Origin of the sequence: Serratia ureilytica (genome assembly GCF_013375155.1) — a bacterium.
Classification (GTDB): Bacteria; Pseudomonadota; Gammaproteobacteria; order Enterobacterales; family Enterobacteriaceae; genus Serratia; species Serratia ureilytica.
The window spans coordinates 156,528-178,509 of the sequence record NZ_JABXOF010000004.1 but is presented as its reverse complement, the minus strand read 5'-3'; the positions used below and the strand labels follow the sequence as shown (position 1 = coordinate 178,509).

Sequence of the window (21,982 nt, the reverse complement as noted above, 5' to 3'; positions counted from 1 at the left end):
GGAAAATAAATTTATCGCCGGCGGCGGACAACCGGCGATACGGCGGCGGCAAGCCCGGCAGACTCAGGGCAAATGCGGCAGCTTGAGGTACTCTTCGCTCTGCATTTCCTGCAGGCGCGACAGGCAGCGCTGGAATTCAAATTTCAGCTGCACCCCCTGATAGATCTCGAACATCGACGCTTCGGCGCCGATCACCAGCTTGATGTGCCGCTCATAGAATTCGTCCACCAACGCCAGGAAACGGCGCGCGGTATTCTCTTTCAGCGGCCCCATCACCCGCACATTATACAGGATCACGCTGTGATACAGCCGCGACAGCGCGATGTAGTCCAGTTGGCTGCGCGCCTCTTCGCACAGCGTGTGGAAATCCACCGCCAGCACGCCGTCCACCGAACGGATAGCCTGCAGCGGCCGATGGTTGATCTGCAGCACCGGCGCGTCCTCCCCCGCCTTGCCCGCCAGCTTGACGAACATCCGATCCAGCGTCTCGCGCGTCTGGTCGCTCAGCGGCGTCAGGTAGAGGTGCGCCTGGGTCAGGGTACGCAGACGATAGTCGATGCCGGCGTCGACGTTCATCACGTCGCAGTACTCGTTGATCAGATCGATGGCCGGCAGGAAACGCGCCCGCTGCAGACCGTTGCGGTACAGATCGTCCGGCGGGATATTCGACGTGGCCACCAGCGTGATGCCGCGCGCGAATAGCGCCTGCAGCAGCGTGGCCAGCAGCATGGCGTCGGTGATGTCGGACACGAAGAATTCGTCGAAGCACAGCACGTCGGTCTCGGCCTTAAAGCCGTCGGCGACGATTTCCAGCGGGTTTTCCCGCCCCTGCAACTCGGTCAGTTCTTCATGCACCCGCAGCATGAAGCGGTGAAAGTGCAGACGCATTTTGCGATCGCCCGGCAAACTGTGGAAGAACATATCCATCAACCAGGTTTTGCCGCGCCCGACGCCGCCCCACATATACAGCCCCTGCACCGGGCGCTGCGGCGCCGTGTCGCCGCCCTTGCCCAGCAAGCGGCTGAGCTTACCGCGCAGCCCGCCGGCAGGCGCGCTCGCCGCCGGCTTTTGCAACAGAGCCTGATAAATGCGATCCAGTTGAGTGACGGCCCGGCGTTGAACCTCATCGGCCTGATATTCCCCCGCATCCAGCGCCTGCTGGTAGCGAGATAACGGTGATAGTGCCTGCATCTGTTCGATGTTCCCTAAGAACGCTTAGAAATTATTTAGCCAACGTTGGCGGCAAGTTGATGCCGATTCGCACCGTTATCGCCACAAATGCCCGCTGCGGGCGCCGCTGAAAACCCTGTAAAAATTAGGTGGAAGCGCATCAGGATTCCACTCGGACAAGGTTAACGGTTATAGTGGATATTATTAAGTGAAAAATCCCTGCGGAACAACGAAGTCAAAATAGGAGTCATCATGACCTGGGAGTATGCGCTGATTGGTTTGGTCGTCGGTATCGTGATTGGTGCGGTGGCGATGCGTTTTGGCAACCGTAAATTACGTCAACAACAAGTCCTGCAGAACGAGCTGGACAAGAGCAAAACCGAGCTGGAAGAGTACCGTCAGGAGCTGGTCGGCCACTTTGCCCGCAGCGCCGAGCTGCTGGACAACATGGCGCGCGATTATCGTCAGCTGTATCAGCACATGGCGAAAAGCTCGAACAACCTGCTGCCGGATCTGCCGATGCAGGAAAATCCGTTCCGCTATCGCCTGACCGAAGCGGAAGCAGACAACGATCAAGCGCCGGTGGAAATGCCGCGCGACTATTCGGAAGGCGCCTCCGGCCTGCTGCGCGGGCAAAGCGCGCGCCGCGACTGACCCCCTTCGCCCGCGGGGCCACCCGCGGGCTTCCTCCGTTTACCGTCTTGACCTTCCCTCGCATTACCTTTACTGAACTTTGCACGCAAATTCACGGTCTTACCCTTCACTATGACAAGGTGATTGCCTTATCATCAAATTTTCATCGGCAGGTATTGAGAGAGTTATAATCAATGAAGAAAAAGTCGTTAATTCTTAGTGCATTGGCAATGAGCCTCGGCCTGACGCTCAGCTCCGTACCGGTGGCCAACGCGGCCCTGCCCGTCGCCGTTCAGGGGCAGCCTCTGCCGAGCCTGGCGCCGATGCTGGAAAAAGTCTTGCCCGCCGTAGTGAGCGTGCATGTCGCCGGCACTCAGGTGCAGCGTCAACAACTGCCGGAAGAGTTCAGGCGCTTCTTCGGCCCTAACTTCCCCGGCCAGCAGCAAAGCTCCCGTCCGTTTGAAGGGCTGGGTTCCGGCGTTATCATCGACGCCGCCAAAGGCTATGTACTGACCAACAACCACGTCATCAACAACGCCGATAAAATCCGCGTGCAGTTGAACGACGGTCGCGAGCTGGACGCCAAGCTGGTCGGCCGCGATGAGCAATCCGACATCGCCCTGCTGCAGCTCAGCGACACCAAAAACCTGACTGCCATCAAGATGGCCGATTCCGATCAGCTGCGCGTCGGCGACTTTGCCGTCGCCGTCGGCAACCCGTTTGGCCTGGGCCAAACCGCCACTTCCGGCATTATCTCGGCGCTGGGCCGCTCCGGCCTGAATCTGGAAGGGCTGGAAAACTTCATTCAGACCGACGCCTCCATCAACCGCGGCAACTCCGGCGGCGCGCTGGTTAACCTGAACGGCGAGCTGATCGGCATCAATACCGCCATTTTGGCGCCGAGCGGCGGCAACGTCGGCATCGGCTTCGCCATTCCGAGCAATATGGCGCAGAACCTGAGCCAACAGCTGATTGAATTCGGCGAAGTGAAACGCGGCCTGCTGGGCATCAAGGGCAGCGAAATGACCCCGGATATGGCCAAAGCCTTCAACACCGACGCGCAGCGCGGCGCCTTCGTCAGCGAAGTGTTGCCGAAATCCGCCGCCGCCAAGGCCGGCATCAAGGCCGGGGACATTCTGGTTTCCGTCGACGGTAAACCGGTAAGCAGCTTCGCCGAGCTACGCGCCAAGGTGGGCACCACCGCGCCGGGCAAAACCCTCAAAGTGGGCCTGCTGCGCGACGGCAAACCGCAGGAAGTCTCGGTCACGCTGGACAATAGCGAGAGCGCCTCGACCAATGCCGAAACGCTGTCGCCGGCGCTGCAGGGTGTTTCCCTCAGCAACGGCGCGCTGCCGAGCGGCGACAAGGGCGTGAAGGTGGAGAACGTGGATAAAGGCTCGACGGCGGCGCAGATCGGCCTGCAGAAAGGCGACGTGATCATCGGCGTCAACCGTCAGCGCGTGGACAACATCACTACGCTGCGCAAAGTGCTGGAGGCCAAGCCACCGGTGATGGCGCTCAATATCGTACGCGGCAACGAAACCATTTATCTGCTGCTGCGTTAATTTGTGCAAAAACCGGGCTCGGTGACATACTGCGCCCGGTTAACTCATGCTATCCTCCGAACATCGTTCACCACACCACGAAAACTCCATGTTTGCTAAGCTCTTGCGTTCTGTCGTTATCGGTCTCATCGTTGCCGGCCTGCTGTTGGCCGCACTGCCCATGCTGCGTTCTTCCAACGGCCTGTTTGCAGACAAACCTGAGAGCACCAGCGACGAAACGCCAGTGAGCTACAACAAAGCGGTGCGCCGCGCCGCGCCCGCCGTGGTGAACATTTACAACCGCAACCTGAACGGGGCCGCCAACGTGCTGTCGCTCGGTTCCGGCGTGATCATGAATGAACGCGGCTATATCATCACCAACCGCCACGTGATCAAAGACGCTCAGCAGATCACCGTGGTGTTGCAGGATGGCCGCCGCTACGAAGCGCTGTTGGTCGGCTCGGACGGCCTGACCGATTTGGCGGTGCTGAAGATCGATCCCGGCAATTTGCCGGTGATCCCGACCAATAAAAATCGCGTTGCCCACGTCGGCGACGTGGTGCTGGCGATCGGCAACCCCTATAACCTGGGGCAGACCGTCACACAGGGCATCCTCAGCGCCACCGGCCGCATCAGTATGAGCACCACCGGCCGACAGACGTTCCTGCAGACCGACGCCTCCATCAACCGCGGCAACTCCGGCGGCGCGCTGGTCAACTCGCTGGGCGAGCTGATCGGCATCAACACCCTGACCTATGACAAAATTACCGACGGCGAAACGCCGGAGGGCCTCGGCTTCGCCATTCCGATCGAACTGGCCACCAAAATCATGGACAAGCTGATCCGCGACGGCCGTGTGATCCGTGGCTATTTCGGCATTCAGGGCAAAGAGATCATTCCGCTGCGCTCCTCGAATTCCGGCATCGATCGCCTGCAGGGCATCATCGTGACCGAAATTACCCCGAACGGCCCGGCGGGCAGCGCCGGTTTCCAGATCAACGACATCATCATCAACGTGGATAACAAACCGGCGGTATCCGTGCTGGAAACCATGGACCAGGTAGCGGAGATCAGGCCAGGCACCGAGATACCGGTTATCGTGCTGCGCGACGGCAAACGCATTACGTTGAAAATGACGGTGGGTGAATTCCCGGAAGACAGCAATTAAAAAAGGGCCGGCATTGATTGCCGGCCCTTTGATTTTCTTCCTGCCGACGCAGCCGCGCCGGCGCTAATGACTTACTCGCCTTTCACGCGCTCGATGTTCGCACCCAGCGCGCGCAGCTTGTCTTCGATACGCTCATAGCCGCGATCGATGTGGTAGATGCGATCGACGACGGTCACGCCATCGGCGATGCAGCCGGCGATCACCAGGCTGGCGGAAGCGCGCAGATCGGTCGCCATCACCTGAGCGCCGGACAGCTGCTCAACGCCGTGGCAGATTACGGTGTTGCTCTCGATTTCCGCGTGCGCGCCCATGCGGATCAGTTCCGGCACGTGCATGAAGCGGTTTTCGAAGATGGTCTCGGTGATAACGCCGGTGCCTTCCGCCACCAGGTTCAACAGGCTGAACTGGGCCTGCATGTCGGTTGGGAAACCCGGGTGCGGCGCGGTGCGCACGGTGACCGCTTTCGGGCGTTTGCCGTGCATGTCCAGGCTGATCCAGTCTTCGCCCACGTCGATATCGGCACCGGCTTCGCGCAGCTTGGCCAGCACCGCATCCAGCGTATCAGGACGGGTGTTGCGGCACATCACTTTGCCACCGGAAACCGCGGCGGCGATCAGGAAGGTACCGGTCTCGATACGGTCAGGCAGCACGCGATACACGCCGCCGCCCAGACGCTCGACGCCCTCGATGGTGATCTTGTCGCTGCCTGCGCCGCTGATCTTCGCGCCCAGCGTATTGAGGAAGTTGGCGGTATCGACAATTTCCGGCTCACGCGCGGCGTTCTCGATAACGGTCGTGCCGGTCGCCAGGGTCGCGGCGCTCATGATGGTCACGGTCGCGCCCACGCTCACCTTGTCCATCACGATGTGCGCGCCTTTCAGACGGCCATCGACGGACGCCTTGACGTAACCTTCTTCCAGCTTGATCTCGGCCCCCAACTGCTCCAGGCCGGTGATGTGCAGATCGACCGGACGCGCGCCGATCGCGCAGCCGCCCGGCAGGGAAACCTGGCCGCGGCCGAAACGTGCCACCAGCGGCCCCAGCGCCCAGATGGAAGCGCGCATGGTTTTCACCAGATCGTAAGGCGCGCAAAACTCGTTCACGCCGCTGGCGTCCACGAAGACCGAACCGTTGCGCTCAATCTTGGTGCCCAACTGGCTGAGCAGTTTAATGGTGGTGTCGATGTCCTTCAGCTTGGGGACATTCTGCAGCTCGACCGGCTCTTCCGCCAACAGGGCGGCGAACAGGATCGGCAGGGCGGCGTTTTTGGCCCCGGAAATAGACACTTCACCGCTCAGGCGGGTCCGACCCTGCACACGAAATTTATCCATCTGACTACTCTCTGTTATCTAATCTGAAGCTGCCCGCCCGGCAGGGCAAACAGCCTTAAAATCCGTTGAGTTTGCGGTCTCGCTGCCACTCTTCAGGGGTGTACGCCTTGATAGACAAGGCATGAATGCGGTTGTCCGCAATGAATTCCATCAGCGGTGCGTAAACCGTCTGCTGTTTTTTGACGCGGCTCATGCCGGCGAACAGTTCGCCGACCACGATCGCTTGAAAATGGCTGCCGTCGCCCGTCACGTGCGCTTCATCCAGTGCCAATGCCTGCATCAGCACGTCTTTAATCTCGTTGGTTTCCATAGTATCCAGTTCTGCCGCTAAAGGATCATAAACAGCCTAGTATCTTAGTGGAATACGATGTTTTCTTAAACTAAAGAAAAAGCCCCTGCATAACAGGGGCTTTGTATCGTTTAACCACGCAAAGGCGGTGTAAAACGCCGCTAACCGGCGGTATCGACAGGCATTATCGCCTGCAGGTTGTAGAGCGCGATCAGCGTTTTCAGACGCTCGGTGACGCCGAAAATTTTTAGCGCGACGCCACGTTGGCGCTGCTCTTCCTGCAGATGCAGCAACAGCGCCAGCCCGGAGGAGTCCACGCGCTGCAGTTGCGCCACGTCGATCGCGGTTTTATCCGCCATCAGCGCGTCGCGCTGCCGCCACAACGGCAGCAGCGTTTCACGGTCCAGTTCACCGCGCAGGATCAGCGTCTGCTGCTCTGATTCGAAGCTGAGCGCTGCCGACATCAGTTTTTCTTGTCCAGCGAGATGGGCTGCGCGGCAGCGGCCTGCAGCTGTTTGGTCAGGCCGTCGATGCCCTGAGTACGCAGCGTAGACGCCCACTCGTTTTGCTTGGTGGTGATCATGCTGACGCCTTCGGCGATCATGTCATACGCCTGCCAGTAGCCGGTTTTGCTGTTCTTGCGCCATTGGAAATCCAGACGCACCGGCGGGCGGCCGCCGTTGTCGATGATGGTGACGCGAATGGCCACGATGTCGGCGTTGCCCAGCGGCTGTTCAGGCGCGATCTGGTAAGTCTGGCCGTGGTACATCGCCAGCGCCTGGCCGTAAGCCTGCTCCAGGTAAGCCTGGAAAGCGGTGAAGTAAGCTTCGCGCTGCGCAGGCGTCGCATCTTTGTAGTAACGGCCCAGCACCAGCGCGCCGGCGTATTTAACCTGCACGAACGGCATCAGTTCCTGATGCACGATGGAGCGCAGGTAGTTCGGGTCCTGCTTGATCTTCGGCTGTTCGTTCTTCAAACGGCTGAAGGTCTTCTGCGCCGCGTCTTGCATCATGCTGTAAGGATTGGTTTGGTCGGCTGCGCTCGCCAGCGGCGCAACCACCAGCAGAGCCACCATCAGTAAACGTTTAAACATGCAGGTATCCTCTCTTAATGATTTGGAACAGCGGGTTGCGGTGCAGCGCCGGCATCCGGCTCAGCGGCCGCGTCTCCCGGTTTGGCGCTGTCCTGACCGCCGCTTTTATACAAGAACTGGCCGATCAGATCTTCCAGAACCATGGCTGATTTAGTGTCCTGAATGGTGCCGCCGTCTTTCAGAATGGTGGTGCCCATATCAGGATCTTCGAAGCCCACGTTAAGCGCCAGATATTGCTCGCCCAGCAGGCCGGAGGTGCGGATCGCCAGCGAGCTGGTATCCGGGATTTCGTCGTACTTTTTCTGGATATCGAGCGCCACGCGCGGCGTGTAGGTTTTCGGATCGAGTTCGATGTCCGCCACGCGGCCGATCACCACGCCGCCGATCTTCACCGGCGAACGCGGTTTCAGGCCGCCGATATTGTCGAACGTCGCGTAAACGCGGTAGGTCGGCTCGCTGCCGATCGATTTAAGGTTCGCCACCTGCAGGCAGATAAACACGATGGCGCACAGCGCGATCAGCATGAATGCCCCAACCCAGATTTCACTCTTCTTCGTTTGCATCGAATCAATTCCCAAACATCAGTGCGGTCAGCACGAAATCCAATCCCAACACCGCCAGTGACGAATGCACCACGGTACGCGTCGTCGCCCGGCTAATCCCTTCAGAGGTAGGCACGGCGTCATACCCGTTGAAAATGGCAATCCAGGTTACGGTAATGGCGAACACCACGCTCTTGATCAGGCAGTTGAGCAGATCTTTTTTCCACTCTACGGCGCCTTGCATCGCCGACCAGAAGAAGCCGCTGTCGATGCCCTTCCAATCCACGCCGACCACCGAGCCGCCCCAAATGCCGATCGCCACGAAGATGATGGTCAGCAGCGGCATGCTGATCATCCCCGCCCAGAAACGCGGCGCCACGATGCGCCGCAGCGGATCGACCGCCATCATTTCCAGGCTGGAGATCTGTTCCGTCGCCTTCATCAGGCCGATTTCCGCCGTGAGCGCGGAACCGGCGCGGCCGGCGAACAGCAGCGCCGTCACCACCGGCCCCAGCTCGCGCAGCAGCGACAGCGCCACCATCATGCCGAGGCTGGCTTCAGCGCTGTAAGTGGTAAGCACGATATACCCCTGCAGGCCCAGCACCATGCCGATAAACAGCCCGGAAACCATGATGATCAGCAGCGACTGCACGCCGACGCTGTAAAGCTGTTTCAACAACAGCGGCCACTGCTTGCCGGGTTCCGGCCGGCCAATCAATGCGTTGAACAGCATCAACCCGGCGCGGCCGAAGCTGGCGCTGGTGTTGATGCCACTGCGCCCCAGAGACGCTAACGCTCTTAATAACATGAGCTTATTTACTCCCTAAGCCTAGCAGTTCAGTCTGATAATCCCCGGCCGGATAGCGGAACGGCACCGGTCCATCCGCTATACCATCCAGGAACTGGCGCACGCGCGCATCAGGATTGTTCTGCAATTGCTGCGTGGTGCCTTCGGCAATCACCCGGTGATCGGCCACGATATAGGCGTAGTCGGCGATGCTCAGCACCTCCGGCACGTCGTGCGACACCACGATGCAGGTAATGCCCAGCGCATGGTTCAACTCGTCGATCAGCTTGACCAGCACCCCCATGGTGATCGGATCCTGGCCGACGAAAGGTTCGTCGAACATGATCATTTCCGGGTCCAGCGCGATCGCGCGCGCCAACGCCGCCCGGCGCGCCATGCCGCCGGAGAGTTCATTGGGCATCAGCTGCGCCGCACCGCGCAGCCCGACCGCTTCCAGCTTCATCAGCACCGTGCTGCGCAGCAGGGGCTCAGGCAGGTTGCTGTGCTCACGCAACGGGTAGGCCACGTTTTCGAATACGGTCAAATCGGTGAACAGCGCGCCCGACTGGAACAGCATGCTCATCTTTTTACGCGCGTCGTACAACTGACGGCGGGACAACGCGGGAATGTTGTCGCCGTCAAACCAAATCTCCCCGCGGTCCGGCGTCAGCTGACCGCCGATCAGACGCAGCAGCGTGGTTTTGCCGATGCCCGACGGCCCCATGATCGCCGTGATCTTACCGCGAGGCACCGTCAGGTTGATGTCTTCAAATATCCGCCGGTCGCCGCGCGAGAAGCTCATGTCGCGCACTTCGACCAAATTATCTGCCTTTTGGAGCATGTTAATGGACCCTTTACGACTCATCTTTTGCTGAATCTACCCGTGATGTTAAAGCAATGGGCGCAATCCGTCTCATCTTTACAAAAACTTACTGCCATTTCGCAACCAATGATGCCATTGGTTTTACTTTTCCGCGCCACCCGGTCAAAATTGGCGCCATAACGAAAAAAAACGAAAGTGTTCAACAATTAGCCGGGAAAAACCGTTGCTGCGCTCAAGCGCACGCACCGGAGGGCAAGCAATACCGCCGCATTGACGGCTTTAACCAACGAACCGGGATAATACCCGACAAAGGACCCTGCATGTTTCTCGCAATAGCATTATTAATCGTTGGTTTATTTCTACTGGTGTATGGTGCAGACCGCTTAGTTTATGGTGCTGCCGTGATTTCCCGTTCGCTTGGCGTGCCGCCGTTGATCATCGGCATGACCATCGTCGGCATCGGCACTTCACTGCCGGAGCTGATCGTGTCCACCACCGCCGCGCTGAACGGGCAGATAGATATGGCCGTTGGCAACGTATTAGGTTCCAACATCACCAACATTTTATTGATCCTGGGCGTCGCAGCGCTGATTCACCCGCTGGCTGCACGATCGGAAATACTGCGGCGCGAACTGCCGCTGATGTTAGCGGTCACAGTATTGTGCGGTTTCGTGTTGATGGACGGCACCCTGAGCAGGCTGGACGGCGTGCTGCTGCTGACCGCCGCCGCCGGTTTCATCCTGCTGATGCTGAAAATCGCCCGGCTGGCGCAGCGCGAGGGCAGCGACAGCCTGACCATGGAGCAGATCGCCGAACTGCCGCAGGACAGCAGCAATACCGTAGCGGTGCTGTGGCTGGTGCTGGCGTTTATCATTCTGCCGCTCTCTTCCAGAATGGTGGTCGATAACGCGACGGTGATCGCGCACTATTTCGGCCTGAGCGAACTGGTGGTCGGCTTGACCATTATCGCCATCGGCACCAGCCTGCCCGAGCTGGCCACGTCCATCGCCGGAGCATTAAAGGGCGAAGATGATATGGCGATTGGCAATATCATCGGCTCCAATATTTTCAACACGGTGATCGTGCTGGGCGTCCCCGCCCTGCTGTCGCCAGGCAGCGTGGACGCCGCCGCCTTCCAGCGCGATTACTGGGTGATGCTGGCGGCCAGCGTGCTGCTGAGCGTGCTGTGCATCGGCCGCAAACACCGCATCGGCCACCTGGCCGGCGCGCTGTTATTATGCGGCTTTATTGCGTATCTTGCGGTGCTGTTCTTTAACCCTTTCAGTACTTTCGGCTAAACCGACGGGAATGAGTATGTCGAACATTGAGTTGCAACCGGGCTTCGATTTTCAACAGGCCGGCAAAGAAGTGCTTCAGATAGAGCGTGACGGGCTGGCTCAGCTCGACAGCTACATCAACGCAGACTTCACCCGCGCCTGCGAAACGATCGCCGCCTGCGGCGGCAAAGTGGTGGTGATGGGCATGGGCAAATCCGGCCATATCGGCTGCAAGATCGCCGCGACCTTCGCCAGCACCGGCACCCCCTCATTCTTCGTTCACCCGGCGGAAGCCAGCCATGGCGATTTGGGCATGGTCACTCCGCAGGATATCGTGCTCGCCATCTCCAACTCCGGTGAGTCCAGCGAGATCCTGGCGCTGATCCCGGTGTTGAAACGGCAGCGGATCACCCTCATCTGCATGACCAACAATCCGGAAAGTTCGATGGGCAAGGCGGCGGACATCCACCTGTGCATCAAGGTGCCGCAGGAGGCCTGCCCGCTGGGGCTGGCGCCGACCACCAGCACCACCGCCACGCTGGTGATGGGCGATGCGTTGGCCGTCGCGCTGCTGAAGGCGCGCGGTTTCACGCCGGAAGATTTCGCGCTGTCGCATCCGGGCGGCGCACTCGGCCGCAAGCTGCTGCTGCGGGTTAGCGATATCATGCACAGCGGCGACGAAATGCCCCACGTCAGCGCCGACGCCTCATTGCGCGACGCGCTGCTGGAAATCACCCGCAAAAATCTGGGTCTGACGGTGATCTGCGACGATCTGATGAAAATCGCCGGCATCTTTACCGATGGCGACCTGCGCCGGGTGTTCGATATGGGCATCAACCTGCACGAAGCCAAGATCGCCGATGTCATGACGCCGGGCGGCGTGCGGGTGCGTCCCAACCTCCTGGCGGTCGATGCGCTGAATCTGATGCAGCAACGCCACATCACCGCGTTGCTGGTTGCCGATGGCGACCAGTTGCTGGGTGTGGTACATATGCATGACATGCTGCGCGCCGGCGTCGTTTAATTAAGGAATAGAACGGAATGGGTATGGTAGAAACCTGCTACGGGCCGGTAGAACAAGAGGTTATGGCGCGTGCCGGGAACATCCGCCTGTTGATTTGCGATGTTGACGGCGTACTGTCGGACGGCCTGATCTTCATGGGCAACAACGGTGAAGAATTGAAGGCGTTCAACGTGCGCGACGGTTACGGCATCCGCTGTCTGAAAACCTCCGACATCGAGGTGGCGATCATTACCGGTCGCTCCGCCAGGCTGCTGGAAGACCGCGCGCAAACGCTCGGCATCACCCATCTGTATCAGGGGCAATCCGATAAGCTTTTGGCCTTCCGCGAACTGTTGGATAAACTGTCGTTAACGGCGGATCAGGTCGCCTATATCGGCGATGACCTGATCGACTGGCCGGTGATGGCGCAGGTGGGCCTGGCGGTCGCGGTCGCAGACGCTCATCCGCTGCTGACGCCGCGAGCCCACTACGTCACCCGCATTGCCGGCGGCCGCGGCGCGGTGCGCGAACTGTGCGACATCATTCTTTTGGCTCAAAATAAGCTGGAGGACGCCAAAGGGCTGTCGATATGAGTAAAACCAAACTTTGGATCACCATCCTGTTGACGGTGATCGTTCTGGCGCTGATCGGCTGGAACATGACGGACTTCAGCGACGATACGGCTCCTGGCCCGGCTAACGATCAGGATCCGACCTACCAGAGCCAGCACACGGTCACCGTGGTGTACAATCCGGCCGGTAAACTGAATTATAAGCTGGTGGCGGAAGACGCGAAGTATTACACCGCCGGCGAGCTGAGCTGGTTCACCCAGCCGGTGATGACGCTGTTCGACGAGAATGCGGTGGCCACCTGGTCAGTTCGCGCCGATCGCGCCAAACTGACGAAAGACCGGATGCTGTATCTGTATGGCCACGTCGAGGTAAACAGCCTGACCACCACCTCGCAGCTGGAAAAAATTAAGACGGACAACGCTCAGGTAAACCTGGTCACCCAGGACGTCACCTCCGATGACGAAGTCACGCTTTACGGGACCAATTTTACCTCTAACGGCATGAAAATGCGTGGGAACCTGCGGACCAAAACCGCTGAGCTGATTGATAAGGTTAAGACCAACTATGAAATCCAGAACCAAAAACCAACTCCGTAATCTGTTGATCGGCAGCTTAGTTTTGGCCGCCAGCGCCCCTGCTCTGGCGCTGAAATCCGACTCCAGCCAGCCGGTCAGCATCGACTCGCTCAAGCAGTCGTTGGATATGCAAAGCAACGTCAGCACCTTTACTGACAACGTGGTGATCAAACAGGGCACCATCGATATCCGCGCTGACAAGGTGGTGGTCACCCGTCCGGGCGGAGATCAGAATAAGACCTATATTGAAGCGTTCGGCAACCCGGTAACCTTCTACCAGATGCAGGACAGCGGCAAGCCGGTCAAAGGCCACGCGCAGAAAGTGCGTTACGACGTGGCGACCCAGCTGGTGACCCTGACGGGCAACGCCTATCTGGAGCAGCTCGACAGCAACGTGAAAGGCGATCGCATCACCTATCTGGTGCAACAGCAGCAAATGCAGGCGTTTAGCGACAAAGGCAAACGCGTGACAACGGTTCTGGTACCGTCGCAGTTGCAAGACAAAAACGGGCAAAAAAAGAGTAACTAATCACTTATGGCAACACTCATCGCAGAAAATCTGGCGAAAGCCTACAAGGGCCGTAAAGTTGTCGAAGACGTCAGCCTGAAAGTGAAATCCGGCGAGATCGTCGGCCTGCTCGGCCCGAACGGCGCCGGTAAAACCACCACTTTCTACATGGTGGTCGGCATCGTGCCGCGCGACGCCGGGCGCATCGTGATCGACGAGGAAGACATCAGCCTGTTGCCGCTGCACGCCCGTGCGCGCCGCGGCATCGGTTACCTGCCGCAGGAAGCGTCGATCTTCCGCCGCCTGAGCGTGTACGACAACCTGATGGCGGTGTTGGAGATCCGTCCCGATCTCACCAGCGAACAGCGCGAAGACCGCGCCAAAGAGCTGATGGAAGAGTTCCATATCTCCCATCTGCGCGACAGCCTCGGCCAGGCGCTGTCCGGCGGTGAACGCCGCCGCGTCGAAATTGCCCGCGCGCTGGCGGCCAACCCGAAATTCATTCTACTGGACGAACCCTTCGCCGGGGTGGATCCGATTTCCGTTATCGATATCAAGAAAATCATCGAGCACCTGCGTGACAGCGGCCTGGGCGTGCTGATCACCGACCACAACGTGCGCGAGACGCTGGACGTGTGTGAACGCGCCTACATCGTCAGCCAGGGCAAACTGATTGCCCACGGCACGCCGGATGCTATTCTGGCCGACGAGCAGGTTAAACGCGTTTATCTGGGCGAAGAGTTCCGCCTCTAAGCGCCGGCGCGTCCTGCGGGACGACACCGTTAACGGAAGTAGACAGAAAACTATGAAGCAAGGTTTGCAACTCAGGCTCAGCCAACAGCTGGCCATGACACCTCAGCTCCAGCAGGCGATCCGCCTGCTGCAGTTGTCCACGCTTGAGCTTCAGCAAGAGATCCAGCTGGCGCTGGAGAGCAATCCGCTGCTTGAACAGACCGATCTGCACGACGAAATCGACGCCAAAGAAACCCAGGAGACCGAGGGGCTCGATACCCGCGAGGCCTTGGAGCAGAAAGACATGCCGGAAGAGCTGCCTCTGGACGCCACCTGGGATGAAATCTATACCGCGGGCACGCCGTCCGGCACCGGCACCGACTACAGCGACGACGAGCTGCCGGTCTATCAGGGCGAGACCACCCAAACGCTGCAGGATTATCTGATGTGGCAGGTGGATCTGACGCCGTTTTCCGATACCGACGCCGCCATCGCCACTTCCATCGTCGACGCGGTGGATGACACCGGCTATCTCACCGTCCCGCTGGAAGACATTCTGGAAAGCCTGGGCGACGAGAACGTGACCCTCGAGGAAGTCGAGGCGGTGCTGAAGCGCGTGCAGCGTTTTGATCCGATCGGCGTCGCCGCGCGCGATCTGCGCGATTGCCTGCTGGTGCAGCTCTCCCAATACGCCAAAGATACGCCTTATCTGGCCGAAGCGCGGCTGATCATCAGCGAGCATCTGGATCTGTTGGCCAACCACGACTTTCGCAGCCTGATGCGATCAACCCGGCTAAAAGAAGATACACTGAAAGAAGCGATGCTGCTGATTCAGTCGCTCGATCCGCGCCCAGGGCAGTCGATCAATACCGGCGAATCGGAATACGTCATTCCGGACGTGCTGGTGCGCAAAACGCAGAACAAATGGACGGTCGAGCTCAACGGCGACAGCGTGCCGCGTTTGAAGATCAATCAGCAGTACGCCGCGCTGGGCAACAGCGCCCGCAGCGAAGCCGACGGCCAGTTCATCCGCAGCAACCTGCAGGAAGCCAAGTGGCTGATTAAAAGCCTGGAGAGCCGCAACGAGACGTTGCTGAAGGTCACCCGCTGCATCGTCGATCAGCAGCAGGCGTTCTTCGAGCAAGGCGAAGAGTTTATGAAACCCATGGTGCTGGCGGATATCGCCCAGGCCGTGGAGATGCATGAATCGACGATCTCGCGCGTCACCACGCAGAAGTTTCTGCACAGCCCGCGCGGCATTTTCGAATTGAAATATTTCTTCTCCAGCCACGTGAATACCGACAGCGGCGGCGAAGCCTCCTCGACGGCGATCCGCGCGTTGGTGAAGAAATTGATTGCGGCGGAAAACCCCGCCAAACCACTCAGCGACAGCAAGCTGGCCACCCTGCTCGCCGATCAGGGGATCATCGTGGCCCGGCGCACCGTCGCCAAGTACCGAGAGTCTTTGTCCATCCCGCCGTCGAACCAGCGCAAACAGTTGGTTTGACCTCTATTGAGAAGGAAGACACTATGCAGCTCAACATTACCGGACACCACATCGAAATCACCGATCCGTTGCGCGAGTTCGTGAACAACAAGTTCGCCAAACTCGAACAGTATTTTGATCGCATCAATCAGGTGTATGTTGTATTAAGTGTGGAAAAAGTGCAGCAAATTGCGGAAGCAACGGTGCACGTGAATGGAGGCGAGTTGCACGCCACCTCGGAAGACGAGAATATGTATGCCGCAATTGATACGCTGATCGACAAATTGGCACGTCAATTGAACAAACATAAAGACAAATTGAAGCAACACTGACACCCTGACCCATTCCGTGAGGCGGCATCCGTCGCCGCCTCTCCCTTCGGCGCGTGACCCGCATGGGTGACGCGCCGAACGGTAATCAGGGTCAAAACCGACGAAAAACCGCCTTGCCGGGTTCGCCCGGCGGCGCGGTTTTAAGTGAAGATGAGATGAACAACGAATATATGCAATTAAGCTCGGTGTTAAACATCGAGTGCACCAAAAGCTCGGTACACTGCACCAGCAAGAAGCGGGCTTTGGAAATTATCAGCGAACTGGCCGCCAAACAGCTCAATCTGCCTTCGCAGGTGGTGTTTGACGCGGTTCTCACCCGGGAGCGCATGGGCAGCACCGGTATCGGCAACGGTATCGCCATTCCCCACGGCAAACTGGAAGAGGACACACTGCGGGCCGTTGGCGTGTTTATCCGTCTCGACCAACCCATCGCTTTCGACGCTATCGACAATCAGCCGGTCGATCTGCTGTTTGCGCTGCTGGTGCCTGCCGATCAGTGCAAAACCCATTTGCATACGCTGTCGCTGGTCGCCAAACGCCTGGCAGACAAAACCGTATGCCGCCGCCTGCGCGCCGCGCAGAGCGACGAAGAACTTTACCAAATCATCACCGAGTGATGCCCGGCCGGCGTGACTTCCAGCCCGGATAACGATACTGTTTTACGATGATGGATCCGGCTGCGGCCGGAATAACAAAGTTTAACGGTGGCGATGAACGCCGCCGCGATGCCAGGGGAGTTGCCACATGGTGCTGATGATTGTCAGCGGCCGTTCCGGTTCCGGAAAATCCGTCGCCTTGCGGGCGCTGGAAGACATGGGTTTTTACTGCGTTGACAACCTGCCGGTGGTTCTGCTGCCGCAGCTCGCCAATACGCTGGCGGAACGCAATATCTCCGCGGCGGTCAGCATCGACGTGCGCAACATGCCGGAATCGCCGGAAGTGTTCGAATACGCGATGACTCAGCTGCCGGACAGCTTCTCGCCGCAGCTGCTGTTCCTCGACGCCGATCGCAACACGCTGATCCGCCGTTACAGCGACACCCGCCGCCTGCACCCGCTCTCCAGCAAAAACCTGTCGCTGGAAAGCGCGATCGACGAAGAGAGCGATCTGCTCGAACCGCTGCGCTCGCGGGCTGACCTGATTATCGACACCTCGGAAATGTCGGTGCACGAACTGGCCGAAATGCTGCGCACCCGCCTGCTCGGCAAGCGCGAGCGCGAACTGACGATGGTGTTCGAATCCTTCGGCTTCAAGCACGGCATTCCGATCGACGCCGACTACGTGTTCGACGTGCGCTTCCTGCCTAACCCGCACTGGGATCCGAAGCTGCGGCCGATGACCGGTCTGGACAAGCCGGTAGCGTCGTTCCTCGATCGCCATACCGAAGTGCATAACTTCATTTATCAGACCCGCAGCTATCTGGAACAGTGGCTGCCGATGCTGGAAACCAACAATCGCAGCTACCTGACGGTCGCCATCGGCTGTACCGGCGGCAAACACCGTTCGGTGTACGTGGCGGAACAGCTGGCCGATTACTTCCGCTCGCGCGGCAAGAACGTACAATCGCGCCACCGCACGCTGGAAAAGCGCAAGCAATGACGGTCAAACAGACGGTTGAAATCAAAAACAAGCTGGGCATGCACGCGCGCCCGGCGATGAAACTGTTCGAACTGGTGCAAAGCTTCGACGCCGAAGTGATGCTGCGCAACGAAAGCGGCACCGAAGCCGAAGCCAGCAGCGTCATCGCGCTGCTGATGCTGGACTCCGCCCAGGGTCGGCACATCGAAGTCGAAGCGACTGGCCCCGATGAAGTCAACGCGCTGGCGGCGGTGGTCGAGCTGTTCAACTCCGGGTTTGATGAAGATTAGTCGCTGAGACTCTTCCCATGCGTCGCCTCGGCGCATGTGTTGCCTCCGCCCCTCCCATAACGTAGCCCTCCCGTTTCTCATTTTGCGAATCCGCTTCCAGAATCAGCCGTAACCGCCTGTAAATTCACGTCATGGATTTACCCCCACCACGGTAATCGCAATAGTGTGTAACGCAAAAACAGACAACAGGCGGATGTTTCCCCACGCTTTGCTAGCGGGACAACAGAAAGTTTACAATTTGTGAACTTCACCGGCAGTCGCTATAATGTTCACCGGGTAGGAATCGAAGGAACGATGCATATCATTTCCAGGGAACCGTTCAATAACGCAACGAAGCAATATCCCAATGAAGCCACTGCTCTCGAGGCCATTTATAAAGCGTTGCGACGGGGTGAGTTCCGCACGCCGGACGAGTTAAAAGCGCTTTTTCCTTCGCTCGATCGTATGAAGTACAAAGAGAAATGGTGGGTCATTGACGTTGGCGGCAACCACCTGCGGATCTTGTTCTTTGCCAGCTTCGAGACACAGAAAGTCTTCATAAAGCATATCGTTAGCCACGCCGAATACGACAAGCTGATGCAGCACTATCGAAGGAGTTCGTCATGATTACAGATGCCATTAAGGCGGCCGATGCGCTACTGCGCGCCGTACCCTTATTGCAGGGCAGCCACGCTCAGCAAGACTACCGAGAAGCGCTCGAATTGGTGGAATATCTGCTGGAAAACGATGAACGCCATCCGCTGATTGACATGTTGGCAAAAAAAATCGCCGAATATGAAGACAACAGCGCCGAATTTACCGCATTCAACCAGCGTATCGCCCAACTCCCGCAGGGGGTGGCCGCGCTTCGCGTATTGATGGAACAGCACCAACTCAGCCAAAGTGATTTTGAACATGAGATCGGCAAAAAGTCGTTGGTCAACCAAATCCTGAACGGCAAAAGATCGCTGACCATTCCGCACATTATGGCGCTGGCCAAACGCTTCAATCTGCCCCCAGCCCTGTTCCTGCCGGAAGCAGATTAGCCCCTCAACTCCGGCTCAGGCAGTCCAGCGCCACCGCCTTAAAACTGTCGAAGCTGTCGCTGCCCAGCAGGCGGCTCATTGAGCGTTCACGCACGAAGGTGACGAACAGCTCATAGATCGCCATCGCCTCTTCATAGTCGCTCTTGCTGATCGCCAGCAGGAAAATCACGTGCGCGACCTCGCCCTCGCCCCAGGCGACGCCCTGCGGCGCCAGTAGCGTCACCACCACGGTCTTTTTCGCCAGCAGCCCCAGCGAGTGCGGCAGCGCGATGCCTTCGCCCAGCAGCGTGGAGACGATCGCCTCGCGTTCGACCACCGACGGATAAAAGTCCGCGCCGACGTACCCTTCCCGCTCCAGCTGGCCGCACACCCGGCTGAACAGTTCCGCCTGCGTCAGCGGCTCGTTGAGCACCATGAAATGCTCGGCGTCGAAGAACTTCTCCAGCATGTACGGTCGGGTGCGATCCACCAGCACCAGTTTGCCCAGTTGCTCCAGCTGATAATCGGTCGGGAACGGCGACATCACCACTACCGGCTTGTTCTTTTCGCCGATGCGGGCGTTGGAAATCACGAAGTCTTCGTCGATGTGCGCGAGCATCTCATAATCGCGCAGCGAGACGATGCGCGTCATCACCAGCTGCGGGTACTTGCGCGCAATCTGCGCCTGGATCATGCGCACCGTCGAGTTGCCGGTGTCGCACACCAGCATCACCTGCGGGTGGCGTTCATAACCGATGTTGTAATGCCGCTCCAGCCCCACGCCGATGTGCAGCACCAGATAACCGATTTCGTTCTCGCTCAGCGTATAAGGCGTGTACTTGCCCCAGCTGGAGACCGCCGCCAGCGTCACGTCGTAAGCCATCGGATAGTGCTGCTTGATGTTGGCCAACAGCGGATTGGGGATGTTGATCTGGTATTTCACCCGCGTAATCATGGTCTTGATATGGGTAAGCAGATCGGCCCGCAGCTGCTCGTCGCCCTGCAGGTTGTAGTTATAGTGTGCGTTGATGTAGGAAAGAATGTAGTCCACCAGCGCTTCTTCATCGTCGGCGTTGATTTCGGTCGGCTGCACGTCCTGCACGCGGCGCGCGGCGATGTTGACCCGCAGATAGGCCTCTTCGGCCATCGAGATCTCTTTGCCGGAGGCCGCACGCAGCTCCGCCGCCAGGCGGGTCGACACCTGGCGCACCGCCTCGTCGCCGTCCTCCACCTCGAAGTCCGACAGCGGATAGCCATCGTTGATGCGCCGCAGCGCCACCGCACAGTAGAAAATCAGGTACTGCTCGCCCTCGTCGGTCAGACGAATGGCATATTGCGACAGCAGCGGGTGCAGCAATCCGGCGAACGCCGCCACCTGCGGCTGCAGCAGGATCTCGTTGTTGAGCAGCGGGTTCTCGGCGTCGGCCAACTGCAGCTGGAACAGCAGGTCGGTCAGGCAGGCGCGGATCGCCATCTCCGCACCGAACAGCTTCATGCCGTAGCGCGGCTTGGTTTCGATCGTCAATTGATAGTGCGCCAGACGCTCTCTCACCTCAGCCATGTCGTTTTGCAGCGTGCCGCGGCTGACGAACCACTCGTCAGCCAAATCTTCCAGTTTAAGGGAGAAGGCTGAGGTCAAAAAACGCACCAGCAGATAATGCACTCGCTCCTGCGCGCTGCGCGGGGTGGCGTGTTTGCGGCGCTCCTGATGCTGCAGGGCGCTGAACAGCGCGGCATTATCGACCTGCAAACGATAGCCGGCCCCGCGGCTATGCACGAAGCGCGCGCCATATTTGTCCAGGATCTCGTTCAGCGCGGTGATATCCGCCCGCACCGTGCGGGTGGACACGGCGAAACGCTTCGCCAGCTCATCCTGCGGCAAAGTCTCGGTTTGCAAAGCATCGAACAAGTAAGCCAAACGCGGGTAAGGAAATCGCACCATTCTGTGTCCGTCAATCAGGCGGCCCGCCCGGTGAACCGGGCGGGCCACAGGTTACTTCGGCGGCGGCAGGAACGCCATTTGCGAGGGGCTGCCGATCGGCAGATAGCCGCCCACAAAGCTGAGTTTGCCGTCCGTCGGGTTGACGCTGAAGCGGGTGACGTTATCGCTGCGCTGGTTCAACGCATACAGATAGCGGCCATCCGGGCTCAGCGCCAGCGAACGCGGATAATCGCCACGCGTCCAGGTTTCCGCCACCGGTTTCAACTCACCGCCGGCGCCCACGCTGAACTGGGCAATGCTGTTATGCAGCCGGTTGGCGACGTACAGCGTGTCGCCGTTCTTGCTGAGCGCCAGCCCCGAAGCGAAGCTGGTGCCCTGATAGTCGGCGGGCAGCGCGGAAACCGCATGCAGTTGTTTCAGAGTACCTTTTTGGCGATCAAAACGGTAGCTGGTCAACGTCGAGGCCTCTTCGTTCACCAGCAGCACGGTTTCGCCGTCCGGATGGAACACAAAGTGACGCGGCCCCGCGCCGGCGGAAGAGGCGGCGATCCACGGCGGATCGTTCGGCGTCAGCCGGCCGCTCGCGGCGTCAAAGCGCCATTGGTAGATGCGATCCAATCCCAGATCGGTGGAGAACACGAACTTGCCGCTCGGATCGCTGGCGATCATATGGGCATGCGGGCCGTTGTGATCGCTGATGGCGAAGCTGCCGTTCACCGCTGCCGCCGGTTTGGCCGCGCCCGCCGGGCCCTGTTGCTGCTGCACCGAGCTGGCGGCGCCCAGGCTGCCGTCCGCTTCAATCGGGAAGACCGCCACGCTGCCGCTGACGTAGTTCGCTACCAGCAGATGCCTCCCGTCCGGCGTCGAGGTGAGATACACCGGCCCTGCCCCCTGCGAATCCACCTGGTTGAGCTGCGTCAGTGCGCCATCGGCCGGATTGACCCAGTAGGCGGTGATGCCGCCGTGCTTGCCGCCGTTGAAATCGGCCACTTCGCTGGCGACATACAGCGTCTTGCCGTCAGTGCTCAACGTCAGCTGCGCCGGATTCGGCACGTTGCTGACCAGCGTAACCTGGCTCAACGCGCCGCTGGCCGGATCGACCCGCACTCGGTAAACGCCTTCGCCGTTGGGATTGTAGGTGCCGATATAGGCAAAATGAGATGACGTGGAGTTCATTGCATCCTCAGCATGCAGCGCCGGGCCGGTCACGGCCAGCAGCGCCAGGAACAACGCGGCGCGTCGGGTTGGAGCCTGCCAGTTTCGCATAGTAGTCCTCAATATAGGTAACGGCGCGGCATGCCGC

26 protein-coding genes are annotated in these 21,982 nt (G+C 59.3%); 16 read left to right on the top strand and 10 right to left on the bottom strand.

Annotated elements, in window-relative coordinates:
* Nucleotides 1–63: 63 nt before the first annotated feature.
* On the bottom strand, nt 64–1,191 hold the full coding sequence (gene zapE, locus HWW83_RS09655) for a cell division protein ZapE (protein ID WP_033644501.1): 1,128 nt from the start codon (nt 1,189–1,191) through the stop codon (nt 64–66).
* Between the two features lie 231 nt (nt 1,192–1,422).
* Here zapE and zapG point away from each other — a divergent pair, with 231 nt between their 5' ends.
* The 3 genes from zapG to degS all read left to right on the top strand — a co-directional run bounded on the left by zapG (nt 1,423) and on the right by degS (nt 4,515).
* Nucleotides 1,423–1,824, top strand: a complete 402-nt coding sequence (zapG, locus tag HWW83_RS09650) for a Z-ring associated protein ZapG (RefSeq protein WP_004937074.1) — start codon at nt 1,423–1,425, stop codon at nt 1,822–1,824.
* 173 nt (nt 1,825–1,997) lie between these two features.
* Entirely contained in the window at nt 1,998–3,368 is a 1,371-nt protein-coding gene (gene degQ, locus HWW83_RS09645) for a serine endoprotease DegQ (protein WP_025304368.1), read from the top strand.
* An 88-nt stretch (nt 3,369–3,456) separates the two neighbouring features.
* The gene (gene degS / locus HWW83_RS09640) at nt 3,457–4,515 is read left to right on the top strand and encodes an outer membrane-stress sensor serine endopeptidase DegS (RefSeq protein WP_033644500.1); all 1,059 of its coding nucleotides are present in this window, start codon (nt 3,457–3,459) and stop codon (nt 4,513–4,515) included.
* Between the two features lie 71 nt (nt 4,516–4,586).
* Here degS and murA read toward each other — a convergent pair whose 3' ends face one another.
* The 7 genes from murA to mlaF form a co-directional block, all read right to left on the bottom strand.
* Nucleotides 4,587–5,846 carry a UDP-N-acetylglucosamine 1-carboxyvinyltransferase gene (murA, locus tag HWW83_RS09635; protein WP_089195222.1) on the bottom strand — a complete coding sequence of 420 codons (1,260 nt, stop codon included), beginning with the start codon at nt 5,844–5,846 and terminating at the stop codon, nt 4,587–4,589.
* A 55-nt stretch (nt 5,847–5,901) separates the two neighbouring features.
* Nucleotides 5,902–6,156 (bottom strand): BolA family iron metabolism protein IbaG, encoded by a 255-nt coding sequence (gene ibaG / locus HWW83_RS09630; RefSeq protein ID WP_176589241.1) that lies wholly within the window; start codon nt 6,154–6,156, stop codon nt 5,902–5,904.
* 140 nt (nt 6,157–6,296) lie between these two features.
* Nucleotides 6,297–6,599 carry a lipid asymmetry maintenance protein MlaB gene (gene mlaB / locus HWW83_RS09625; RefSeq protein ID WP_033644499.1) on the bottom strand — a complete coding sequence of 101 codons (303 nt, stop codon included), beginning with the start codon at nt 6,597–6,599 and terminating at the stop codon, nt 6,297–6,299.
* On the bottom strand, nt 6,599–7,228 hold the full coding sequence (gene mlaC / locus HWW83_RS09620; RefSeq protein ID WP_033644498.1) for a phospholipid-binding protein MlaC: 630 nt from the start codon (nt 7,226–7,228) through the stop codon (nt 6,599–6,601). The genes mlaB and mlaC overlap by 1 nt, the downstream gene beginning before the upstream one ends.
* 14 nt (nt 7,229–7,242) lie before the next feature.
* Nucleotides 7,243–7,791 carry an outer membrane lipid asymmetry maintenance protein MlaD gene (mlaD, locus tag HWW83_RS09615; RefSeq protein ID WP_176589240.1) on the bottom strand — a complete coding sequence of 183 codons (549 nt, stop codon included), beginning with the start codon at nt 7,789–7,791 and terminating at the stop codon, nt 7,243–7,245.
* Nucleotides 7,792–7,795: 4 nt separating this feature from the next.
* Nucleotides 7,796–8,578: a lipid asymmetry maintenance ABC transporter permease subunit MlaE gene (gene mlaE, locus HWW83_RS09610; protein ID WP_033644495.1), complete on the bottom strand. Its 783-nt coding sequence runs from the start codon at nt 8,576–8,578 to the stop codon at nt 7,796–7,798.
* 4 nt (nt 8,579–8,582) lie between these two features.
* Nucleotides 8,583–9,398, bottom strand: a complete 816-nt coding sequence (gene mlaF, locus HWW83_RS09605) for a phospholipid ABC transporter ATP-binding protein MlaF (protein ID WP_033644494.1) — start codon at nt 9,396–9,398, stop codon at nt 8,583–8,585.
* 302 nt (nt 9,399–9,700) lie between these two features.
* Here mlaF and HWW83_RS09600 point away from each other — a divergent pair, with 302 nt between their 5' ends.
* The 13 genes from HWW83_RS09600 to HWW83_RS09540 all read left to right on the top strand — a co-directional run bounded on the left by HWW83_RS09600 (nt 9,701) and on the right by HWW83_RS09540 (nt 18,758).
* Nucleotides 9,701–10,678: a calcium/sodium antiporter gene (locus tag HWW83_RS09600; RefSeq protein ID WP_033644493.1), complete on the top strand. Its 978-nt coding sequence runs from the start codon at nt 9,701–9,703 to the stop codon at nt 10,676–10,678.
* Between the two features lie 16 nt (nt 10,679–10,694).
* Nucleotides 10,695–11,681 (top strand): arabinose-5-phosphate isomerase KdsD, encoded by a 987-nt coding sequence (gene kdsD, locus HWW83_RS09595; protein ID WP_033644492.1) that lies wholly within the window; start codon nt 10,695–10,697, stop codon nt 11,679–11,681.
* A 17-nt stretch (nt 11,682–11,698) separates the two neighbouring features.
* Nucleotides 11,699–12,253, top strand: a complete 555-nt coding sequence (gene kdsC, locus HWW83_RS09590; RefSeq protein ID WP_004937049.1) for a 3-deoxy-manno-octulosonate-8-phosphatase KdsC — start codon at nt 11,699–11,701, stop codon at nt 12,251–12,253.
* On the top strand, nt 12,250–12,828 hold the full coding sequence (lptC, locus tag HWW83_RS09585) for an LPS export ABC transporter periplasmic protein LptC (RefSeq protein WP_033644491.1): 579 nt from the start codon (nt 12,250–12,252) through the stop codon (nt 12,826–12,828). The genes kdsC and lptC overlap by 4 nt, the downstream gene beginning before the upstream one ends.
* On the top strand, nt 12,797–13,336 hold the full coding sequence (gene lptA / locus HWW83_RS09580) for a lipopolysaccharide ABC transporter substrate-binding protein LptA (RefSeq protein ID WP_025160121.1): 540 nt from the start codon (nt 12,797–12,799) through the stop codon (nt 13,334–13,336). The genes lptC and lptA overlap by 32 nt, the downstream gene beginning before the upstream one ends.
* 6 nt (nt 13,337–13,342) lie before the next feature.
* Nucleotides 13,343–14,068 carry an LPS export ABC transporter ATP-binding protein gene (gene lptB / locus HWW83_RS09575; RefSeq protein WP_004937040.1) on the top strand — a complete coding sequence of 242 codons (726 nt, stop codon included), beginning with the start codon at nt 13,343–13,345 and terminating at the stop codon, nt 14,066–14,068.
* Between the two features lie 52 nt (nt 14,069–14,120).
* Entirely contained in the window at nt 14,121–15,554 is a 1,434-nt protein-coding gene (gene rpoN / locus HWW83_RS09570; protein WP_004937039.1) for an RNA polymerase factor sigma-54, read from the top strand.
* A gap of 23 nt (nt 15,555–15,577) precedes the next feature.
* Nucleotides 15,578–15,865 carry a ribosome hibernation promoting factor gene (hpf, locus tag HWW83_RS09565; protein WP_004937038.1) on the top strand — a complete coding sequence of 96 codons (288 nt, stop codon included), beginning with the start codon at nt 15,578–15,580 and terminating at the stop codon, nt 15,863–15,865.
* A gap of 155 nt (nt 15,866–16,020) precedes the next feature.
* Entirely contained in the window at nt 16,021–16,482 is a 462-nt protein-coding gene (gene ptsN, locus HWW83_RS09560; RefSeq protein WP_016930212.1) for a PTS IIA-like nitrogen regulatory protein PtsN, read from the top strand.
* 127 nt (nt 16,483–16,609) lie between these two features.
* On the top strand, nt 16,610–17,464 hold the full coding sequence (gene rapZ, locus HWW83_RS09555; RefSeq protein ID WP_015379177.1) for an RNase adapter RapZ: 855 nt from the start codon (nt 16,610–16,612) through the stop codon (nt 17,462–17,464).
* Nucleotides 17,461–17,733: a PTS phosphocarrier protein NPr gene (npr, locus tag HWW83_RS09550; protein ID WP_004937034.1), complete on the top strand. Its 273-nt coding sequence runs from the start codon at nt 17,461–17,463 to the stop codon at nt 17,731–17,733. Before rapZ ends, npr begins: the two co-directional genes overlap by 4 nt.
* A 294-nt stretch (nt 17,734–18,027) precedes the next feature.
* Nucleotides 18,028–18,339, top strand: coding sequence for a type II toxin-antitoxin system HigB family toxin (locus HWW83_RS09545; protein ID WP_004937033.1), 312 nt, complete (start codon nt 18,028–18,030; stop codon nt 18,337–18,339).
* Nucleotides 18,336–18,758 (top strand): helix-turn-helix domain-containing protein, encoded by a 423-nt coding sequence (locus HWW83_RS09540; protein WP_033644489.1) that lies wholly within the window; start codon nt 18,336–18,338, stop codon nt 18,756–18,758. The genes HWW83_RS09545 and HWW83_RS09540 overlap by 4 nt, the downstream gene beginning before the upstream one ends.
* 4 nt (nt 18,759–18,762) lie before the next feature.
* Here HWW83_RS09540 and HWW83_RS09535 read toward each other — a convergent pair whose 3' ends face one another.
* Nucleotides 18,763–20,679, bottom strand: a complete 1,917-nt coding sequence (locus HWW83_RS09535) for a BglG family transcription antiterminator (protein WP_033644486.1) — start codon at nt 20,677–20,679, stop codon at nt 18,763–18,765.
* 51 nt (nt 20,680–20,730) lie between these two features.
* The gene (locus HWW83_RS09530) at nt 20,731–21,945 is read right to left on the bottom strand and encodes a lactonase family protein (protein WP_176589239.1); all 1,215 of its coding nucleotides are present in this window, start codon (nt 21,943–21,945) and stop codon (nt 20,731–20,733) included.
* Between the last annotated feature and the right edge of the window lie 37 nt (nt 21,946–21,982).

Bases quoted from the DNA above. Each gene is read 5' to 3' on its own strand.
- zapE (WP_033644501.1), bottom strand. From the start codon at position 1,191: ATGCAGGCACTATCACCGTTATCTCGCTACCAGCAGGCGCTGGATGCG.
- zapG (WP_004937074.1), top strand. From the start codon at position 1,423: ATGACCTGGGAGTATGCGCTGATTGGTTTGGTCGTCGGTATCGTGATT.
- degQ (WP_025304368.1), top strand. From the start codon at position 1,998: ATGAAGAAAAAGTCGTTAATTCTTAGTGCATTGGCAATGAGCCTCGGC.
- degS (WP_033644500.1), top strand. From the start codon at position 3,457: ATGTTTGCTAAGCTCTTGCGTTCTGTCGTTATCGGTCTCATCGTTGCC.
- murA (WP_089195222.1), bottom strand. From the start codon at position 5,846: ATGGATAAATTTCGTGTGCAGGGTCGGACCCGCCTGAGCGGTGAAGTG.
- ibaG (WP_176589241.1), bottom strand. From the start codon at position 6,156: ATGGAAACCAACGAGATTAAAGACGTGCTGATGCAGGCATTGGCACTG.
- mlaB (WP_033644499.1), bottom strand. From the start codon at position 6,599: ATGTCGGCAGCGCTCAGCTTCGAATCAGAGCAGCAGACGCTGATCCTG.
- mlaC (WP_033644498.1), bottom strand. From the start codon at position 7,228: ATGTTTAAACGTTTACTGATGGTGGCTCTGCTGGTGGTTGCGCCGCTG.
- mlaD (WP_176589240.1), bottom strand. From the start codon at position 7,791: ATGCAAACGAAGAAGAGTGAAATCTGGGTTGGGGCATTCATGCTGATC.
- mlaE (WP_033644495.1), bottom strand. From the start codon at position 8,578: ATGTTATTAAGAGCGTTAGCGTCTCTGGGGCGCAGTGGCATCAACACC.
- mlaF (WP_033644494.1), bottom strand. From the start codon at position 9,398: ATGCTCCAAAAGGCAGATAATTTGGTCGAAGTGCGCGACATGAGCTTC.
- HWW83_RS09600 (WP_033644493.1), top strand. From the start codon at position 9,701: ATGTTTCTCGCAATAGCATTATTAATCGTTGGTTTATTTCTACTGGTG.
- kdsD (WP_033644492.1), top strand. From the start codon at position 10,695: ATGTCGAACATTGAGTTGCAACCGGGCTTCGATTTTCAACAGGCCGGC.
- kdsC (WP_004937049.1), top strand. From the start codon at position 11,699: ATGGGTATGGTAGAAACCTGCTACGGGCCGGTAGAACAAGAGGTTATG.
- lptC (WP_033644491.1), top strand. From the start codon at position 12,250: ATGAGTAAAACCAAACTTTGGATCACCATCCTGTTGACGGTGATCGTT.
- lptA (WP_025160121.1), top strand. From the start codon at position 12,797: ATGAAATCCAGAACCAAAAACCAACTCCGTAATCTGTTGATCGGCAGC.
- lptB (WP_004937040.1), top strand. From the start codon at position 13,343: ATGGCAACACTCATCGCAGAAAATCTGGCGAAAGCCTACAAGGGCCGT.
- rpoN (WP_004937039.1), top strand. From the start codon at position 14,121: ATGAAGCAAGGTTTGCAACTCAGGCTCAGCCAACAGCTGGCCATGACA.
- hpf (WP_004937038.1), top strand. From the start codon at position 15,578: ATGCAGCTCAACATTACCGGACACCACATCGAAATCACCGATCCGTTG.
- ptsN (WP_016930212.1), top strand. From the start codon at position 16,021: ATGAACAACGAATATATGCAATTAAGCTCGGTGTTAAACATCGAGTGC.
- rapZ (WP_015379177.1), top strand. From the start codon at position 16,610: ATGGTGCTGATGATTGTCAGCGGCCGTTCCGGTTCCGGAAAATCCGTC.
- npr (WP_004937034.1), top strand. From the start codon at position 17,461: ATGACGGTCAAACAGACGGTTGAAATCAAAAACAAGCTGGGCATGCAC.
- HWW83_RS09545 (WP_004937033.1), top strand. From the start codon at position 18,028: ATGCATATCATTTCCAGGGAACCGTTCAATAACGCAACGAAGCAATAT.
- HWW83_RS09540 (WP_033644489.1), top strand. From the start codon at position 18,336: ATGATTACAGATGCCATTAAGGCGGCCGATGCGCTACTGCGCGCCGTA.
- HWW83_RS09535 (WP_033644486.1), bottom strand. From the start codon at position 20,679: ATGGTGCGATTTCCTTACCCGCGTTTGGCTTACTTGTTCGATGCTTTG.
- HWW83_RS09530 (WP_176589239.1), bottom strand. From the start codon at position 21,945: ATGCGAAACTGGCAGGCTCCAACCCGACGCGCCGCGTTGTTCCTGGCG.